This is a genomic window from Moorena sp. SIO4A5 (assembly GCF_010672005.1).
Lineage (GTDB): Bacteria > Cyanobacteriota > Cyanobacteriia > Cyanobacteriales > Coleofasciculaceae > Moorena.
In genome coordinates, this window is record NZ_JAAHHZ010000031.1 from 19,565 (window position 1) to 38,510 (window position 18,946).

General features: G+C 44.1%; 19 protein-coding genes and 1 riboswitch. Of the genes, 15 read left to right on the forward strand and 4 right to left on the reverse strand.

What is annotated here, in order from left to right; genetic code table 11:
* The first annotated feature begins 15 nt into the window (after positions 1-15).
* The 7 genes from F6K57_RS11600 to F6K57_RS11630 all read left to right on the forward strand — a co-directional run bounded on the left by F6K57_RS11600 (position 16) and on the right by F6K57_RS11630 (position 6,392).
* Positions 16-1,185, forward strand: coding sequence for a DUF58 domain-containing protein (locus F6K57_RS11600; protein WP_293067634.1), 1,170 nt, complete (start codon positions 16-18; stop codon positions 1,183-1,185).
* Between the two features lie 238 nt (positions 1,186-1,423).
* The gene (locus F6K57_RS11605) at positions 1,424-1,789 is read left to right on the forward strand and encodes a ferredoxin-thioredoxin reductase catalytic domain-containing protein (protein WP_070395220.1); all 366 of its coding nucleotides are present in this window, start codon (positions 1,424-1,426) and stop codon (positions 1,787-1,789) included.
* Positions 1,786-2,217: a DUF309 domain-containing protein gene (locus F6K57_RS11610; RefSeq protein WP_293037216.1), complete on the forward strand. Its 432-nt coding sequence runs from the start codon at positions 1,786-1,788 to the stop codon at positions 2,215-2,217. The genes F6K57_RS11605 and F6K57_RS11610 overlap by 4 nt, the downstream gene beginning before the upstream one ends.
* 198 nt (positions 2,218-2,415) lie before the next feature.
* Entirely contained in the window at positions 2,416-2,898 is a 483-nt protein-coding gene (locus F6K57_RS11615; RefSeq protein WP_070395222.1) for an LptA/OstA family protein, read from the forward strand.
* A 159-nt stretch (positions 2,899-3,057) separates the two neighbouring features.
* On the forward strand, positions 3,058-3,786 hold the full coding sequence (gene lptB / locus F6K57_RS11620) for an LPS export ABC transporter ATP-binding protein (RefSeq protein WP_293028094.1): 729 nt from the start codon (positions 3,058-3,060) through the stop codon (positions 3,784-3,786).
* 38 nt (positions 3,787-3,824) lie between these two features.
* The gene (locus F6K57_RS11625; RefSeq protein WP_293028091.1) at positions 3,825-4,991 is read left to right on the forward strand and encodes an LptF/LptG family permease; all 1,167 of its coding nucleotides are present in this window, start codon (positions 3,825-3,827) and stop codon (positions 4,989-4,991) included.
* Positions 4,992-5,147: 156 nt separating this feature from the next.
* Complete coding sequence (locus F6K57_RS11630) at positions 5,148-6,392, forward strand: hypothetical protein (RefSeq protein ID WP_293067640.1); 1,245 nt, start codon at positions 5,148-5,150, stop codon at positions 6,390-6,392.
* A 522-nt stretch (positions 6,393-6,914) separates the two neighbouring features.
* Here F6K57_RS11630 and F6K57_RS11635 read toward each other — a convergent pair.
* Positions 6,915-8,339, reverse strand: coding sequence for an NADP-dependent isocitrate dehydrogenase (locus tag F6K57_RS11635; RefSeq protein WP_293028086.1), 1,425 nt, complete (start codon positions 8,337-8,339; stop codon positions 6,915-6,917).
* A gap of 681 nt (positions 8,340-9,020) precedes the next feature.
* On the opposite strand from F6K57_RS11635, the gene F6K57_RS11640 reads away from it, so the two are divergent.
* The 6 genes from F6K57_RS11640 to F6K57_RS11665 all read left to right on the forward strand — a co-directional run bounded on the left by F6K57_RS11640 (position 9,021) and on the right by F6K57_RS11665 (position 15,579).
* A complete protein-coding gene (locus tag F6K57_RS11640) occupies positions 9,021-9,728 on the forward strand; it encodes a response regulator transcription factor (protein ID WP_293067643.1) in 708 nt (235 codons plus the stop codon).
* Positions 9,729-10,108: 380 nt separating this feature from the next.
* On the forward strand, positions 10,109-10,597 hold the full coding sequence (locus F6K57_RS11645) for an adenylyltransferase/cytidyltransferase family protein (RefSeq protein WP_071106454.1): 489 nt from the start codon (positions 10,109-10,111) through the stop codon (positions 10,595-10,597).
* A gap of 523 nt (positions 10,598-11,120) precedes the next feature.
* Entirely contained in the window at positions 11,121-11,858 is a 738-nt protein-coding gene (locus F6K57_RS11650) for a GUN4 domain-containing protein (protein WP_293047808.1), read from the forward strand.
* Positions 11,859-12,029: 171 nt separating this feature from the next.
* The gene (locus F6K57_RS11655; protein ID WP_293067647.1) at positions 12,030-13,634 is read left to right on the forward strand and encodes a GAF domain-containing sensor histidine kinase; all 1,605 of its coding nucleotides are present in this window, start codon (positions 12,030-12,032) and stop codon (positions 13,632-13,634) included.
* Positions 13,635-13,954: 320 nt separating this feature from the next.
* Positions 13,955-15,337, forward strand: a complete 1,383-nt coding sequence (locus F6K57_RS11660; RefSeq protein ID WP_293028073.1) for an IctB family putative bicarbonate transporter — start codon at positions 13,955-13,957, stop codon at positions 15,335-15,337.
* A 71-nt stretch (positions 15,338-15,408) separates the two neighbouring features.
* Positions 15,409-15,579, forward strand: coding sequence for a hypothetical protein (locus tag F6K57_RS11665; RefSeq protein WP_293037574.1), 171 nt, complete (start codon positions 15,409-15,411; stop codon positions 15,577-15,579).
* Here the strand turns inward: F6K57_RS11665 and smpB are convergent.
* Entirely contained in the window at positions 15,566-16,033 is a 468-nt protein-coding gene (gene smpB / locus F6K57_RS11670; RefSeq protein WP_075903642.1) for an SsrA-binding protein SmpB, read from the reverse strand. The two genes, F6K57_RS11665 and smpB, sit on opposite strands and share 14 nt — an antisense overlap.
* Positions 16,034-16,173: 140 nt before the next feature.
* Positions 16,174-16,258: riboswitch (Glutamine riboswitch) on the forward strand.
* 35 nt (positions 16,259-16,293) lie between these two features.
* Here smpB and F6K57_RS11675 point away from each other — a divergent pair.
* Both F6K57_RS11675 and F6K57_RS11680 read left to right on the forward strand, forming a co-directional pair.
* Positions 16,294-16,467: a DUF4278 domain-containing protein gene (locus F6K57_RS11675; RefSeq protein WP_293026007.1), complete on the forward strand. Its 174-nt coding sequence runs from the start codon at positions 16,294-16,296 to the stop codon at positions 16,465-16,467.
* Between the two features lie 339 nt (positions 16,468-16,806).
* Positions 16,807-17,208: a hypothetical protein gene (locus F6K57_RS11680; RefSeq protein WP_293067652.1), complete on the forward strand. Its 402-nt coding sequence runs from the start codon at positions 16,807-16,809 to the stop codon at positions 17,206-17,208.
* A gap of 41 nt (positions 17,209-17,249) precedes the next feature.
* Here F6K57_RS11680 and F6K57_RS11685 read toward each other — a convergent pair whose 3' ends face one another.
* Together F6K57_RS11685 and F6K57_RS11690 are read right to left on the reverse strand one after the other, a co-directional pair.
* Positions 17,250-18,440 carry a TRC40/GET3/ArsA family transport-energizing ATPase gene (locus F6K57_RS11685; RefSeq protein WP_293026011.1) on the reverse strand — a complete coding sequence of 397 codons (1,191 nt, stop codon included), beginning with the start codon at positions 18,438-18,440 and terminating at the stop codon, positions 17,250-17,252.
* Between the two features lie 53 nt (positions 18,441-18,493).
* Entirely contained in the window at positions 18,494-18,919 is a 426-nt protein-coding gene (locus F6K57_RS11690) for a DUF2358 domain-containing protein (protein WP_293067656.1), read from the reverse strand.
* Between the last annotated feature and the right edge of the window lie 27 nt (positions 18,920-18,946).

Genomic DNA, 18,946 nt, shown 5'->3' on the forward strand with positions numbered 1-18,946 from the left:
TAACTGTAAAAAGTCATGAGCGTTATTAAACAAACCACCGAATGGTTAGAAACCAACTGGGTTAATCCCGCCTATGGAGGTTTGCTTTTAGCAGGTATTGCCATCTGTTTCTTTGGCGCTGCCACCAATACCATGGCAGGATGGCTCTATGTGATCAGTGCGATGATTTTTGCCCTACTGGTAATTGCCGCTATCTTGCCAGTGCGATCGCTTCACCATCTATCAGTACGCCGACATCCGATCTCACCGGTCAGTGTCGGAGACCAGTTAACCATTGAACTAGAAATCGAAAACCCCACCCTCCGGCCTCAAACCCTATTACAAATTCAGGATATGCTGCCACCGGAACTGGGAGCAATGACCAAAACCCCAGTAGCCAATATTCCAGCCCAAAGTGTCCATCGCTGGGTTTATTACCATCCCACTGCCAAACGAGGAGTCTATCGGTGGCACCAGGTACAATTGAGAACTGCCACACCCTTGGGATTATTTTGGTGCCGTCGCCGTCGATATGTCAGCGCTAGGGCAGTAGTTTATCCCACTGTACTTCCCCTTACTCGCTGTCCCCTAGTGGATGAAATGGGTAAAGAGGACAGTATGCAAGTCCAAAGCGATCGCAAATCTCAATCACTTAGCCAAGACCTTACCAAAGCACTACGACCTTACCGAGTTGGTGACCCTACCCGTCTGATTCACTGGCGCACCAGTGCTCGTTACGGTGAATTACTGGTACGGGAGTTAGAAGTATTGACTGGTTCTCAAGAAATTATCATATGCCTCGATAGCTCCAGTCAATGGCATCCCGAAGACTTTGAACAAGCCGTGATTGCTGCTGCTTCTATTTACTCCTATGCTTGTCGGACTAAGCCAAATGTGAAATTCTGGACACCGAGAACAGGGTTATTGCACGGTAACTCAGTAGTGTTAGAATCCCTTGCTGCCACCCAAGCCGGAGTTGATGGTAAAGCTGAAGAGCAACCCTATTTACCCCCCTATCTACCCTTGATCTGGCTGACTCAAAATCCTGTTAGTCTTAACTCCCTACCCCCTGGAAGTCGTTGCTTACTGTGGCCAAAAGATGTATCCGTGGGGAAGCCAGTCCAACAACTTAAGCGCGATAGTTTGGGAATTGTAATTAATACGACTGAGCCCCTAAAACCCCAGTTACAGCAACCGATACGATAGCAAATAAGCTGTGGAACGCAACGGATTATTAACAGAGGTAAGGTCAGATTTTTTGCAGTCATGTCTGCTGATTTAGGGTAAAGCAGAGGGTTTTGGTATGTCTTAACACCAATTCAACCCCATCAAAACAATTATCCTACACTATGTATCGGTATCCCAACGATCAACAACTATCCGATTTACGTTTAAGACAGTACGATACAATGCTAAAAACTGTTTCACAAGTCAATTTTCCTAAATGACTACATCACCAATAGCTAATCAAGCCAGTGATAGTAAACTGGAGGCGATGCAAAACTTTGCTCAGACTTATGCTCAGCGTACTGACACTTACTTCTGTGTTGACCCAAGCGTAACTGCTGTGGTTATTGAGGGACTTGCCAAAAACAAAGAAGAACTCGGTGCTCCCTTATGCCCTTGCCGCCATTATGAAGACAAAGAAGCAGAGGTGAAAGCTACCTTCTGGAATTGCCCTTGTGTCCCCATGCGGGAACGCAAGGAGTGCCACTGTATGTTATTTTTAACCCCGGATAATGATTTTGCCGGTGATAAGCAAGAAATTTCCCTAGACGAAATTAAAGCTGCGCGAGATAGCATGGCATGACAGCCATAGTACTACCTGAAGAATTTTGGCAGGGTGTCGATCAATTTAATCAGCAAGAGTTTTACGCTTGTCACGACACCCTTGAAGCTTTATGGATAGAAGCAGTTGAGCCGCAAAAGCGGTTTTATCAAGGCATTTTACAAATAGCTGTTGGCTGCTACCACCTAGGTAATCTAAACTGGCGTGGTGCAGTGGTTTTACTCGGTGAAGGGATCGGACGTCTCAGTAACTATCAACCAGACTATGGGGGGATTGATGTCACTGAGCTACTATCTCAAAGTGTTAATCTCCTACAGGCATTGCAAAACGTCGGCTCAGAGCAAGTTGCTGATTTTGTTAGACAGTTAGAGGCGGCTGACAGCAATGATGTTGTAGTTGGTGGCGAAGGGGTTAGGGGTTTTCCAAAACTCAAGGGAGTTGATGGTTAACCATTAACTTGTTAACCATTAGTTCTTAGGACATGCTTTGAAGGGATGAGAAACTTTGTTGGTGCCTAGTCGTCAAAACTAAAACACGTGCCTTAGAGCAAAAAGCCCATTTTAATTCCCAAGCTATGGCTGGATTTGCTTAAACTAGTAGGCAGAACAGCTTATTGGTATTCGAGATCAGTCATCACACACAACAGCATGAAGTCCGACCTTAAATATACTAACCGATTAAGGCATAATCTAGGTCTAAGATTATTCTTGCCAGTTACCTTGGTAGGTGCGATCGCATTACCAACTTTCCTTAACATCCCCCAAGCACAAGCCCAAAATAAACCATCAGCTGCTGATGGAAGTGCCTTGACGGTTCGCTCTGATGTCCAGGAAGCTAACTCCAAAACTGGCGTAGTCACAGCCCGTGGCAATGTCCAAATTAACTATCCCGCTCGCCAAATACAAGCAACTGCAGCCCAAGCCCAATACTTCAGCCGTGAGCGTCGTCTGGTTCTCAATGGCAATGTTTTTGTGTTGCAGGAGGGCAATAGTATTCAGGGTGAAACCATTACCTATTTGATTGATGAAGGACGCTTTGTAGCCCTGCCTCAACAGAACCAACAGGTAGAATCAATTTACATCGTTACAGACTCAGACAGCACCACATCACCGGCTCCAGGGCTTCCCTAGCTAAATCAACCCCTACCATCAGTCATTATGGCTTAAAAACTAGATCTTAATTGATAGAATAGCCTGCAACCACTTATGGTCATTTCCTGGTCATTAGTTAATTACCAAGTATATAAAGATTATGGACTATTGACTAATGACCGATTAAAGGTGCTATCTGTGAAAATATTATTAGATAATATCCATAAGTCCTATGGCAGGCGCAGTGTTGTCAGTCGTGTTCATCTTTCCGTTGCCCAAGGAGAAGTTGTAGGGTTGCTTGGTCCTAATGGTGCTGGTAAAACTACAACCTTCTACATTGCCACTGGTCTAGAAAAACCCAATCTGGGTACAGTTTGGCTAGATGATCAAGATATCACTGCCATGCCGATTAATCGGCGAGCCCAGCTAGGTATTGGTTACCTGGCTCAGGAAGCTAGTATTTTCCGCCACCTTAGTGTTCGGGACAATATTCAATTAGTCTTAGAACAAACTGGTGTGCCTCGTAGTGAGTGGCGATTAAGAATGCATTACTTACTCCAAGAGTTTCGTTTGGAAAAAGTCGCCAATACCTTAGGTAATCAAGTGTCTGGAGGAGAGAGACGTCGAACAGAACTGGCAAGAGCGTTAGCTGTTGGTTCACTTGGACCGAAGTTCTTATTCTTGGATGAGCCATTTGCTGGTGTCGATCCCATTGCTGTCTCAGAGATTCAAAAAATTATGGCTCGATTACGCGATCGCCAAATGGGAATTCTGGTGACTGACCACAATGTAAGAGAAACCCTAGCGATTACTGACCGCGCCTACATTATGCGAGAAGGACAAATCCTGGCTGCCGGAAGTGCTGAAGAACTTTATGATAATCCTCTAGTACGTAAGTATTACTTAGGGACAGGGTTTCAACGATAACAGAAGCTATTAAAAATTAATTTAGTGATTAGCAAATCATGAAATTTGGTAAATCCAAGTCCATCATTGCACTAATGCCTGGCTTATCAGTGATGGATCGGTACATCGTATTTGAGCTAATCCCACCACTGCTGTTTGGTATTGGTGCTTTTTCATCACTGGGTGTAGCTATTGGAACCCTATTTGAGTTGGTTCGCAAAGTTACTGAAGCAGGACTACCATTGGGAATTGCACTTCAAGTGCTACTGTTGCAGATACCCCAGTTTATTTCCTATGCTTTACCAATGTCCATGCTCCTAGCTGCTCTGATGGCATACTCTCGCCTCAGCAGCGATAGTGAGTTGATTGCCATGCGCAGCTTTGGGGTAAGCATCTACCGACTCGTAATACCTGCTGTAGTGGTGAGTTTGCTCGTTACAAGTCTGACATTTGTATTTAATGAATTAGTGGTTCCTGCGGCTAACTACCAGTCCAAAATCACCTTAGACAAAGCGCTTAAAAAAGAAAGACCATCCTTTCAGGAAAGGAACATCTTTTATCCCGAATATCAAAAAGTAAAGCTACCCAATGGCAAAAAAGTTAACAAAATTAAGCGTTGGTTCTACGCCGAGCAATTTGATGGTAAGCAGATGAGGGGCTTGACAATTTTAGACTTTTCTCAGACCGGTCTAGAACAAATTGTAACCTCTCAATCTGCCGTTTGGAACCCAACTGAAAATCTCTGGGATTTTATAGATGGCACGATCTATATTATATCTCCCGATGCTTCTTACCGCAATATCCTTAGATTTGAAAAACAAAAGCTACAACTTCCTAGAACACCTTTGGATTTGGCCAAAAAAAATCGTGACTATGGTGAAATGAACATTGCTCAGTCTCTAGAGCGTTTGGAGGTATTACGCCATAGTGGTAATGCTAAAAAAATTCGTAAACTTAGGATCAGAATTCAACAAAAAATTTCTTTTCCCTTTGTTTGTCTAGTTTTTGGTTTAGTGGGAGCTTCCTTGGGAACTCGTCCTCAACGTACAGGTAAAGCAACCAGTTTCGGAATTAGTGTTTTAGTAATTTTTTCTTACTACTTATTAGGGTTTATCACCAATGCCCTAGGTCTAGTTAACATTTTCTCTCCTGTTATGGCAGCCTGGTTGCCCAATTTATTTGGACTAGGTGCTGGAGGATTGTTGTTATATAGAGCTGCGCGATAAGTAGGCTAGATAGACAGGTGGTTATTGTTGCTAATTGTAAATTGCTAATTGTAAATTGCTAATTGTAAATTGCTAATTGTAAACCTGAATCGGTTGATTAGAGGCTAGCATCAAGTTACAGCGAAGCTGAAATGTCTAACATCGTTGAAACGTGCCATGTCTTCTCGTCATCAACCTCCTGCCTACCTCCGCTATTGGAAAGCTCAACTACAACCTTTGGGACGACCAGCATTTTGGGGAGCAGCTGTCTTGTTATCCCTAATGTTGTGGTTTCTCCGGGAATACTGGAACCATCCAGAATTGTTAAGGGCAATTGGGATCAATCAAGTGGCTGAAACTGATACTCCCACCGTTGAACCAACCCTGTCTTCTGAAGATGATGAACTAGCGGCAAGGTTAGCTGATATTGATAATTCTGCCGTGCTATTAGCAGAGCTCGAAGCCCTAAGTGCTATATCAGTACCACCACAGCAAACCAAGAAAGCCAAAAAGTCTAAAACCAAAAATTCAGAAGGGTTATTTACTCAAGTTATTCAGCAGACAAAAGCTAACTCCCAAGCAAAATCACCTTTGCTAACCCCAAACTTCCAACCTCAGCAGTCCTCAAAAGCCAGAAATCCCTTTGCTACATCTACAAACGATTTGTTTAATATCCCTCCCGTTCCTGGGAGTGACTTACTGAGCAATCCTAACTCTGTTAATCAGAGATCTTTATCCTCAAGCACACTGAACCAGACTAATTCTGTGTTGGGGTTGGGTTCCCTCAATTCCCTCTACACTAATCCAACACAGTTACCAGTCAGCCCTTTACAGGAAGCCTTGAATAGGCTTAATGCTGCTAAGTCTGTTACCGGTAATAGCAAAGCTCAACTACCTGCTAACATCTTGCCTTCAAATATCTCCTATGGAAACAGGGGACTTCTCGAACAACGGAACTCAGGAACTCAGGAAATTAAAGCTAGGGGCGGAATACCGTTGACGGCAACTGGGAATCAAGCATTACCGACTCCCTCCTATCCAGGACAAATTACCTATCCTGGGGTAACAACACCAGGTGTAACCGGCAACAGGACTTTCTCGACCACACCCACAACAGCTCCTTCTCCAGGACAAATTAATTATCCTGGAGTCAATCTACCTCGAACAAGGAACGATAGAACTTTTCCGACAACACCTACAGTTCCTCTCAATTCCAACACCTACTCTACTCCATTCCGGCAAGCTACCGGTGTAACAACGGCAGCACCTCTTAGACCAGTAGCACCGCAAGGAACAAGTAAATTGGGGCAATTTTCTACCCAGTCTACTAGTCAAAATCAGTTTTTCAATCAGCGTCGCTTAAAGTCTAAGCTTGAACCAAGTCAGCTGAGGCGACGTGACATACTCCCGAAGCTGCCCTAACGGGACAGCGCGGGATTCTTACCAACTCCAGCTATTGCCATCGGGCTTTGCCCGACGCGGGGCGCGTTCGGATACAAGGCCTTTGGCCACGCTACGCGAACGATAAGCTTTATTAACGACACGGTCAGAAGTTACCGCAAGAATAGGGTTTGAAGTTACGGTAAGACAGGGTCGCCTTTATGGTCGGCAGGCTATGCGTAAAAGGGTTAAGGCTATTGTTATAAGGCGACCCTGTCTAAGGCGCGCGTCTCTGGCCTTTATGGTTAGTCGGTTATGCGTAAAGGGTTAAAACTTTATGATTAAGGCTGCCCTATTCTAAGGTTTCGTCTCCGGGATGCCCCGACCCGCCGGAACAATACAAAAAAAAGTTCTATTTTCAGTTGGTAGGTGGCGATTAGCTCTTAATTTGTTTTCCCTACCATTGTTAATATATCACATTGGCATTTCGACGTTCCGACCCTTGTCCCGCGCTTCCCATACGACACTTACCCAATGAAGGAAAAGTGCGGGGCTTCTCGAGGTTTAGCTAAAATATTTAATGATTGCCTCAGCAAACTCAGAACACTTCAGGGGAGGTTCTACGGGTGGAGTCATCATCCGGGCTAGGTCATAAGTAACTTCCCGGTTAGCGATCGCATCTGATATCCCCTTCTTAATCAAATCAGCAGCTTCTTGCCAACCCATATACTCTAGCATCATCACTCCTGATAAAATCACAGAGCCTGGATTTACCCGGTCTAGACCCGCATGTTTGGGAGCTGTGCCATGGGTGGCTTCAAAAATCGCACACGTGTCACCAATATTCGCTCCTGGACCCATACCTAATCCACCAACCATAGCAGCAGCGGCATCGGATAGGTAATCACCATTAAGATTCATTGTGGCCAAAATAGAGTATTCCGCTGGTCGAGTCTGGATTTGTTGGAAAATGCTGTCCGCAATCCGGTCATTGACCATCACCTTATCTTGCCATTGACCTTGCCCATGGGTGTCCCAGATGGAATTAAGGACATTTTCCACTTCCTGGATCACTTTCCCCTGTTTTTCTGGGGTCAAGGCATCATAACCCGGTTCAATCGCGCGAGCATTCTCTTCCAGGGTAATATCAGGATTTTGCTCTTTGTTGCTCAGAATCCAAGATTCCCGTTCAGTTACAGATTCTGCTCGAAACTCTGTGGTTGCAAGTTCATAACCCCAGTCCCGGAACGCGCCTTCGGTGTACTTCATAATATTCCCCTTATGTACCAAAGTCACCATCTGCTTAGGCTTAGGTAACCTGAGGGCATGTTGGATGGCGCGGCGCACTAAACGCTGGGAGCCAGTTTTACTGATGGGTTTAATGCCAATACCAGCATCTAAGGGAATCTGTTTTGTGCCATGTTCTGGAGTCGCTGGGATTAGATCCTGATTGAGTAAAGTAATCAATTTTTCAGCAACTTCGCTTCCTTTGGGCCATTCAATACCCAAGTAGATATCTTCTGTATTTTCCCGATAGACAATCACATCCAGTTTCTCTGGAGTTTTGTGGGGAGAGGGGGTTCCTGGGTAGTACTTACAGGGACGCACACAGGCATAAAGGTCATTAATTTGCCGCAGGGCGACATTGAGAGAGCGTATACCACCACCCACAGGAGTTGTCAAGGGTCCTTTGATAGCAATGCCGTATTCTTTGATGGCATTTAGGGTGTCTTGGGGTAAATACTGATAAGTACCGTACTTTTCGCAAGCTTCGTCACCGGCGTAGATTTTAAACCAGCTGATGCTGCGCTTGGCACCATAGGCGCATTGGACCGATGCATCAATTACCTTCTGGGCAGCTGGCCAGATATCAACGCCAGTACCATCTCCGCGAATAAACGGAATAATTGGGTTGTCAGGAACAATGGGTTGACCATCCTTGTAGGTAATGGCAGAACCAGTCTGGCAAGGGGAAATTTTCTCGTACATAAAGTAGTTTTAATGAATTTCAGATGGAAGTTGGCAATAGACTTATAGTCAGAAAACTACCAGATCTACTGCACTGGGGTTGAGACATTAAGCTTTTTTGCTGATTAACCCCAGGTAAATGGTAGTTTACGTAAGGTCTATCCATAGGGGGATGGCAAAAACTATACTATAGTTAAGCTTCTCATTAAGATAATTACTACTTGACAGGACAAGAGTGGCAGAAAGAGCAGGTAGTTGTTGAGCTTTCTTCCCGAAAATTCCCATTTCTGGGTATTAGCATGAGTGAACGTAGTTCAAGTTCAAAGCTTTGATGAAGTTATTACACCATGGCTCAACTGTTTTAAATCAGCCTTTATGCTGAAATAGGGGTTCTATAGCTTAAGTTCTCCTGTAATAGGAAGGTGTTCAACTGTTTTACAACAGTCAGCCAAGGCTGCTTTGTGCAGCGCCATCGCTCCTAAAAAATTGCTTGGGTGATGTGTCAATAGTTAGGGCTTCAACACCGAAACTTACAGTGTTATTAGCATAGATTCTGCCTATGGTCAATCGAATTACGATCAAAAGATATGGTGTATTGTTTGTCTGAGTGGGCCTTTCACAGACTTCCAGCCAGATGGCAGCAGCATCAATTCATGACCAATTGGCAGGAGTGTTTGTAGAAAAGGTGGCTCCAGAAAGAATATGAAAAAGATTTTAGTTGTTGACGATGATAAAACCCTGCTAACTCTTTTGAAGCGCTACCTGGAACATCGAGGATACCAGGTAGAACAAGTGTGTTCGGGAACTGAAGCCTTGGAAGCTTGTCTCAAAAATCCACCGGATTTGGTAGTTTCTGATGTGCTGATGCCGGAGATGGATGGGCTAGAGTTTTGCCGTCGTCTGAGAAACATTCCCAATGGTAGGCTGATGCCATTTATTTTTTTGTCTAGCAAAGCAGAATTAGAAGACCGTATTAATGGTCATTCTATGGGAGCAGATGATTACTTAACTAAACCCGTTGCTCCCAGAGAACTAGAGGCAAAAATCGAAGCACTGCTAGAGCGCTCGCACCGTATCCATGCTGAAATTGTTCGGTTGATGCAAGCTACTGCGATAGCTCCTGGCCATCTAGCTAACCAATTCTCAACACCAACAGCTGTTGAGAATTCTAAGACTTTTGCTCAGGTAGGGGCAAAACCTCAACCTCTCCCCTTGACACCAGCAGAAGAACGAGTATTTTGGCAAGTTATTCAGGGGTTAACCAACAAAGAAATAAGCGATCGCCTATTTATCAGCCCTCGTACTGTTCAGACTCATCTCAGTAGTATACTCCATAAGTTGAAACTACATAATCGTAGCCAATTGGTGCGCTTTGCCTATGAGCAGGGATACAAAAGGCCTAAGGAGTAGACATGGGGCAAAATCGGGTTTATTGGTCAATCTTCGATTTTGACAGAGCTGCCTTGTATTTATACTTCCAACAGACATCAACTGAGCTTTTATTTAAGTATCAGCTATCACCAATGAGTATAATAGTATTGATAGTATTGGTAGTTGAGCTTCCCAGCTTAATAAATCCCTCAAAAGATACACTAGCATAGCTTGGGGAATCTGTAAACCTCCCTGACCCTCTTGGTAAAAAATCCAATCAACATGGTAAACAGTAAAGTATAAATCAACTACTTTGGGGCGAGGGAGGTAGCCTTGGTAGTAGGTAAACCTACTACTGGAGTAAGTCCTTTTAACTCAGCACTGTCTGGCTGATGCACTCAGAAATATTTTCAAGTTAGATGACTGGAATCTACACTGCCGATGAATTACAACAGCTGATCACCCACGAGTCAGAGCGATGGCGACCACTGGTATTTACTAATGGGTGTTTTGATCTACTACACATTGGTCATGTGCGTTACTTAAAGATTGCCAAATCCTTGGGTTCATCTCTAGTGGTGGGGCTAAATAGTGATCAATCAGTAAACCGCATTAAACCATCACAGCCAGGATATCCTCCCCGACCACTGGTTCCTGAAATACAGAGGGCAGAAATTCTGGCAACTCTCAAACCCGTAGATGGGGTAGTGATTTTTGCTGAAACCACAGCTACTCGTTTAATTGAAGCATTGCAACCAGAGGTGTATGTTAAAGGGGGTGACTACAGTCTATCCACTTTACCAGAAGCCCCGATTGTTCAATCCTACGGGGGGCGGATTGAGTTAGTCCAGGTTGAATTTCCTACCTCCACTACTCAAATCATTAACCGCATTCTTCAGGCTCGATAAGCACGTGAGAATAGAGAATGGTTGAAATTTGATAAGTTGTTGTGGGTGTAAATTGATTATTTGTCAATTTTGGAAAAAACTTTTCATACCCTCGGGTGTTGTCTCTCCGTCGCGGGTGTCTCCCTATCTACTTCAGTATAGGCACCCTTAAATTAGCCATGATAGCACGCTTACATTAGGTACTAAGCACGCTTACACCCTTAACTATTAACCATTAACCATTAACCATTAAACCAACACCTAACCCCTAACCCCTAACAATTAACCTGCAAGTTAATTGTTCGAGCAGCTTAGGAGTAAAGCACCGAAGCGAGACAATTGACGGACTACGATCGGTGAAATTTTGGCAAAAGTTCTTCATCGTAAAAGGTTTAAGGTTAGACCATTATAAGCTTGAAGGTTGTATACAAGCGGTCCGGTGCCGTAGTCTAGGTTAAAAGCATGAACTTGCTTGACTCTCGACTTTAAAACCTATCATATTCAACTTCAACCTTCTTGAGTGCAACCTCAAACCCTACCCTTCATGAGCGATCAAACGGCCCCTTTCCCAGCAGAAGTCTCTAACACAGTTGCCGAACTCCAGCGCCAGCTAAAGTCTAGTTCTGAAAAAAAACAACAGGCTTTGATTCAGGAACTTGCCAGCACTGGCACTGCCGGGTTAGACGTGTTAATGGAATTTTTACAGGAGCAACGTGCCAACCCGACTATCCTCAGTGCTGGTTTTGCCTATCAAGCCCTCCATCAAGCCAATATCCCCAAAACCAATGAATTTCTGCAAACCTATTTTCCTACTGGGGTTGTACCCCTACGTTCTGAAGCAGGCATTGATTACACACCCGTGCAACAGCTGCTAGTTAAACAAGACTTTCTCGCAGCTGACCGTCTTACTCTCGAAAAACTCTGTGAGTTAGCAGGAGCTGCTGCTCTACAGAGAAGATGGTTGTATTTTTCGGAAGTAGACAATTTCCCGATTACGGATTTGCAAACTATTGATATCTTGTGGCTTATTCACTCTCAAGGCAAATTTGGATTTTCTGTGCAGCGGGAGCTTTGGTTGTCTTTGGGCAAGAACTGGGAAAAACTTTGGCCAAAAATTGGTTGGAAAACTGGCAATCGCTGGACCCGATATCCCCATGAGTTTATCTGGGATCTCAATGCACCAAAAGGTCATTTGCCTCTTTCCAATCAGCTCAGAGGTGTTCGGGTATTTTCCTCTTTGCTTTCTCATCCAGCTTGGTCTAGTCGGACATCACTCCCATAAGCGGTCAGGAAGGAAAAAAACACAAAAATGCTTCTGATACCGAAAAATTTGGCATTATTTAAGCATTTATTTTCCTGAGAATTTGTTTACTTCACTACTCTATCTGGGAACCTTAAGTGTTGTGGGTAGCACTACAGTCGCCAGTGGACTGTGGTGCTACCAAAGGTAACCATGGGGAATGGGTTGGTTATGGGAAAAGAAAATCAACTTTTTTGTACTCTGGATGGTTTGAATCCTAAAGAACGGGAAAAAAAACGACTGAAAACTCTTCGGGATTTAGGTCTACTCGAAGCAGAAACAGTACCAGTTTTCGACGAGGCAACTCAGACTACTGCCCGATTTTTAGATGTGCCTATCTGCATTTTGGGCTTTATGGTACAAATGCAACAGCACATCAAATCAGCTGTGGGATTATCTAGAATCGGGCTAATGAATCGAGTGGCACAGTCCCGTCAGTTGCCCCGTAGTGAATGCTTTTGTAGCTATGTAGTAGATAGTCATCAAATGTTGGCGATTAATGATACAGTCACCAACCCTGTCTTTGCTAGTAGTGTACTGGTTCACCACTACGGTATCCGTTCTTACTTAGGTGCACCACTGTTAACTGCTGATGGAGAGTGTTTAGGTACCCTAGCAGTTATGGATTTAGTACCTCGCAATTTTACCACCAAAGATTATGAGTTTTTGGCAATTACGGCTCGTTGGAGTCTCAGTGAATTTGAGCGGAATCATTTTTTGAAAAAAGAGCGTGACCGCTTTGTTCACTGGCTACCCAACTCTTCAACAGAGCCTCAGCACTCTCAGGAATTCGAGTCTGATCCGGAAACTTCTAGCCCTAGGAATCTCTCTCTAGATGGGATAGCTGGTTTTAACTCAGTTCACACCATTAAGTACAAATTACTAACTCAGCTGACACAGGAATTGCGCACACCTCTAACATCGATTATGGGAATGGCTAGTGTATTAAGTCGCCAAGTTTATGGGTCTTTGACTGATAAACAAAAAGAATATCTAGAAATTGTTTATTGCAGTGGTCGTCAGCTGGTATTGATGGTTGATGAAATTCTTTGCTTGGGAATTTTTGAGGAAAACAGCGAACAACTAAATTTAACTGCTGTAGATATTGAAATGCTCTGTCAACAAGCAATTAACAATTTAGCACAGATAGCGCAGCAACATCAACAAAAGTTGCATCTATCTGTAGAGCCAGGTAATCGCATCTGGTTTCTGGATAAAGAAAAGGTGCGACAAATGCTATATTACCTTATATTCAGTGTGATTTACTCGGCTGAGGCAGGGGGTGAAGTCCGCATCCATGTCTCTCGAAAAACTGATTTGGAGAGGGCTAATGTCGTGTCTTTGAAAATCGCGGTTTGGGTTTCTCACCCCTGGCTCGGAGATGGTCTACCTCAGATGTACGGACAAATTTCTGAGTTACCGTTACAATCCCCCTCAGCAGCAGCAGCGGTTGCTAATGCTTTAGAAACCCCATTCATTACTGAAGCACTGGGAATCAGTGAACTACCTTCGAGTTCTAACTTCCTCTGTGACAATCAGTTTTTATCCAGTTCTTTTGATCCAGAAACTACTAGTTGGGGTTCTGAATCGGAAAAAAGACCTCAGAATAGTGAATCTCGTGAAAGTTTAGGGCTATTACTAAGCTGCCATTTAGCTAAACGCCATAGAGGAAAAATTTCTGTTCAAGGTTTGCCAGAGTTAGGGTATCGCTACGTGATTACTTTACCTAAATTAGAGTCTCCTGATCAAAACTGTTAAACCACTGTTCCGATTCATTGACTCCTATGTTAAACTAATATAGGCAACGGTACTGTCAAGGTGATATAGCCATCAGACCTAGACCGTATTTATCAAAAAAACTCATAAGTAGAAGACTAACGGCTGATCAGGGTTGCTCAGTTAAGAAATTGTTTAATTTTGCTTAGTCTTTGTGAAGTGGTCGATAGCAAAAGTGCTAAAGACCCCCTGAGAACACCAGCTTTTCGGGAAGCGTCGAAAAGTTTTTTAGTATTTGGTGAATGAATCCTGATCTAAAATCAAAGATTATAGATAGGGTGGGTTCAAATAAAAAATAGACAATGAATTCAGCATGGGCTAAGTTTACTCTCTCAAATTTACAGCTGTATCGGTGGCGAGGCACTAGCTATTTGTATCGCCTGGTGGGACTCCTAGATGCTTGGCGTCAGAGTAGCTTGCTCCTACAGTGGTCTGACCCAATAGGAGCGATGATAGTTGCTATGGTGTTCGGTTTAGCTCCTTTTGTGTCCAATGCTCTAGTAGGCATCTTGTTAATTGCAAGTGCAGGGTTCTGGGTATTGCTAACCCTATCTGATGATACAGGAAAGCCCAAGGTAAGCCCCATTCATCTGTTAGTTTTCTTCTACTGGAGTGTTGCCACTATAGCCACCGCACTCTCTCCTGTGAAAGGTGCTGCCTGTAGTGGTTTGGTGAAATTAACCCTTTATTTGTTGTTTTTTGCCCTGATGGCAAGGGTATTGCGTTCCGGTCGGCTTCGTAGCTGGATTATTACCCTGTTTCTCCATATATCACTCATTGTCAGTATTTACGGCTTGCGGCAGTGGTTTTTTGGGGCTGAAGCATTAGCTACCTGGGTAGACCCCACTTCAGCAGCAGCAAAACTGACGCGGGTCTATAGTTATCTGGGCAACCCGAATTTACTAGCTGGTTATCTGATCCCAGCAGTAGCATTGAGTTTAGCAGCAGTATTTGTCTGGCAGGGTTTGCTCCCCAAAGCCTTAGCACTGACGATGGTGGTCGTGAATTCAGTTTGTCTAGTGCTAACCTTTAGTCGGGGTGGATGGATTGGTTTTGTTGTTTGTATTTTCGTCTTCTTGATCCTGCTGGTGTATTGGTACAGTGTACAGTTGCCCCCTAAATTACGCCCTTGGGCAATGCCAGCGCTATTAAGCAGTTGTGCTGGGGTGATGCTTCTCGCAGTCATGTTTGTTCCAGCTATACGCGATCGCATTGCTAGTATTTTTGTTGGTCGGGAAGATAGTAGTAACAACTTCCGCATGAATGTTTGGTCTGCTGTGGTGGACATGATTCGTGACCGACCCATCATTGGCATTGGTCCAGGGAACAACGCCTTCAACAAAATCTATCCCCTTTTCCAACGCCCGAAATATACCGCCCTCAGTGCCTATTCCATTTTCTTAGAAACTGCCGTAGAAATGGGTTTGATCGGGATGTTATGTTTCTTGTGGTTGCTAATGGTCACTATCAACCAAGGTATGCAACAACTGAGTCGTCTGAGAAATTTAGCTAACCGTCAGGGATTTTGGCTGATGGGAGCCATTGCTACCATGTCAGGAATGCTCGCCCATGGTCTGGTAGATACCGTTTGGTACCGTCCTCAAGTACAGACCCTATGGTGGCTAGTCGTCGCCATTATTGCCAGTTTCTATGTCAATCCCAATTCTGAGTCCTCAAAAGTTTAAAATTTGCAGGTTGCTTTGAAGGTTGCAGGTTACAAGTTACCAAGTTACCAAGGTTGAAGGTTGCTAGTTTTGTGCTAAACAAACAACTTTCAACCCTCCAACCTCCAACCTGCCCTACGGGAACGCCAAAGGCGAACAACCTCCAACCTGCCCTACGGGAACGCCAAAGGCGAACAACCCTCCAACCTACCAATCTACCCTTCACCGAAAGCCAAAGGGCAACAACCTTCAATAACGTTTGATAGCCCGTGCCATATCTCGCTGATCCTGACGCCTCTTGATCGTCTCGCGCTTATCATGGAGCTTTTTCCCTCTGCCTAAACCAATGCTGACTTTAACTAAGCCGCGCTTCAAATAAATCTTTAAGGGGACAAGGGTTAAACCTTGCTGTTCTAATTTACCGGTGAGCTTATTGATTTCCTTACGGTGCAGCAGTAGTTTTCGGCTGCGACGGGGGTCATGATTAAAATATTCGTTGATATTTTGGTACGGAGAGATATGGACATTGAGCAGCCAAGCTTCCCCACCACGAATCAACCCATAGCCATCCCGCAAGTTGACCTTGCCAACTCGGATAGACTTCACCTCCGTTCCCTTTAACTCAATCCCCGCCTCGTAAGTCTCTAAAATTTGGTAGAGAAAACGAGCTTGTCGATTATCACTAATAACTTTATAACTTTCACCTTTATCACTCATAGTCTTGCCACTCCCACAAGCTTGCAGTTATTTAACTGTAGCGCCTGAGGTTAGAACTGGCGACAACGGGAAACTATTAACTTTTATGAAGATATTGAGATTTACGGGCAAAACGGTTACAATAGATACAGAAACAGAAAATCGTTCATCTCTTCATGACTTGAGCATGGGTGATCAAGCTTCATGGAGAGACGGAAGTAAGGATAAATCCTGAAGGAACGCGCCTCTTATCACTACACTGACATTATGAGGCGAAGACTATGAAACTTTCTTATCGCGGTGTTAGCTACCAATACTATCCTTGCACAGTTTCCACCACAGCAGTTGACTTGATTGGCAAGTACCGGGGACTGAATTGCCGATTGGGTAGTGCCCATCCTTTACCAATTGGCCAACACAAAGTAAACCTCAAATATCGTGGCGTTTCTTATTAACTAAATATTAGCTAAGCATTATAGCCAGTGGTGGCGATATGCCTAGGCATGTGCCCTATCAGCAATAACTCTCTTGGTGCGGGTTCCCTACCGCTTTGAATAAGCGCGGGGTTCCACCCCATCTTTAATTTGGCTTCCTGATTGGATTACAACCCAGCTGGATACAGAAGTACTAGATGCACCCTGACTAATTCCCTCAGCCACTAACAGAGTATATCCTCTGTAAGTGGCTGAGGTTTTTTTTGTGTTGATATCAGTTTTTGCAGATTTATGATATAAATATTTATGATAGTTAACATAAAATAACAATAGATTACCTAGAGGCAGGAAAAATTAACTATGGGACTCTTTAATTTGTTAAACTCTCAGACCAAGTACGTTGATGAGGACAGCCAGGACATGGCACAGTCTATAGAAGCTAACCAGTCCCAAGAGTATTTCTTGGACACAGATGAAGCCAAAACAATGGGAAACATTGACTACATGCGCAGCAGCGTTAAGGTCAAGAAATCCTATCCCAAGACCAAAACTGCTATTTTAAGCGGTGAAGTGGTAGAGCAGATCTCTGCTACGGATAAAGCAACCCTTTCCCAAAATGAGACACCTATAGCCACCTCTGAGCCTGCTTACCAGTCTGGAGGGACATTAGAACAAAACGGTCAGGTAAGCTCTAAACCCCGTCGCCCTGACTCAAGCCTGGATCCGTTCCTCAAAATGGCTCAGGATCTAAGAAAGGGTTAATTTACTGCTGTGTAGATTGACTCCAATTCTACAAGGCATGATCAAATCTTAACTGCACCAGTGGCAAATTTGATTTTTAGATAATCCTCTTCCATCTTGGCTCCTGAAGGTTTTAGGGCTGCTAAAGCTTGGGGGAGGACTAAATTGCGGCGATGGTTACCAATGCGAACATTCAATTCATCTCCTGTTTGAGTAAGCTGTATTTTGTCTTTGGGTATACCAGGTAGATAGAGTTCTAGGCTGTACTCATTTTTATGCTGTATTACTCTAATGGTGTTTTCTTGGTAATACACTTGAGTGGGATCTTCTGAACCATAGAGGGTTTCTTTGAGACGCTCCAACGCCTCAATACCGCACATCTCTTGGGAATAGAGGGGAACTTCTTTAATGGGTAAAGGGCGGAAATTGTCGTGAATTTCCTGGCGGTACTGTTGCTGATTTTCTTTCCAGCGTTGGAAAAATGGGTCAGTTACTTGGTCAGGAATGATCCGATTGGCAACAACTAGATCAGTGGCAACGTTGTATAGGCTTAAGTAAGCATGAGCTCGTAAGGACTCCTTAATCACCATTCTCTCAGGATTAGTCACCAGACGCACTGATGTTTGTTGGTTGTCAGTGAGTACCTTCTCTAGGGCTTCAATTTGTTCATAAAACTCATAAGGAGCATCCATGACCTCTTTATCTGGTAAAGAAAAGCCAGCAATGGGTTTGAATAATGGTTCAACCAAAGGTCTCAGAGCAACTGACATAGTTTGTAGTGGCTTATAAAAACGGCGCATATACCAGCCACTTACTTCTGGTAAGCTCAGTAACCGTAGCGCAGTACCAGTGGGAGCTGAATCAATAACCAGAACATCGTACTCGTCTTCATCGTAGTGGCGTTTCATGCGGACGAGACCGAAAATTTCATCCATACCAGGAAGAACGGCTAATTCTTCTGCCTGTACCCCATCTAAGCCCCTAGCTTGCAGCACTTGGGTAATGTAACGCTTAACCGCTCCCCAGTTTCCTTCCAATTCCATCAGAGCGTCAAGTTCTGCTCCCCAAAGGTTGGGACGGACTAATCGGGGTTCGTGACTGAGTTCAATATCGAAACTATCTGCTAGGGAGTGAGCTGGGTCAGTACTCAGAACTAGGGTTTTGTAGCCTAACTCGGCACAACGCAAGCCAGTTGCAGCGGCTACAGAGGTTTTTCCTACTCCTCCTTTACCGGTCATCAAAATTACGCGCATGGTATGCTCCAGCTGTTCTGAGAAAAGTTTACATTTATTTACTTTACATTACTCTACAAAAGCTGCTTAATTACGTCCAGGCGTGAACAGTCCCAATAATCTATATGAGAAACAATTAATCCCTCAGGATTCAGCTTTAACTCGCTCCAGCCAGGAATAGTAATTCGAGGTTTCCAGGGTAATGGCGTAGTCCAGCTCAGAGTCCAGCGGGTTTTAATTGTATCTCCTGACTGGGAAATGTGTTGCAAATCTAGATGGGGCTCAAGGAACCAGCGATTGATAAAGGCAATCATTTGTTTGTAACGCTCAAGCCCGCGAAACTGGTTGAGGGGGTCTTTAAAATAGACGTCTGAGGCGTAGATGCTATAAGTTTGGTCAGCTGGGAACCTTTGATAGTCTTGTTGGATAATTTGGGCTATAGGACTGAGAATCTCTTGTTGGTCAGGGTCTTGAGTGTTATTATACCGATTTGTATTCATACGTTGTATTCATACAGGTATTAATAA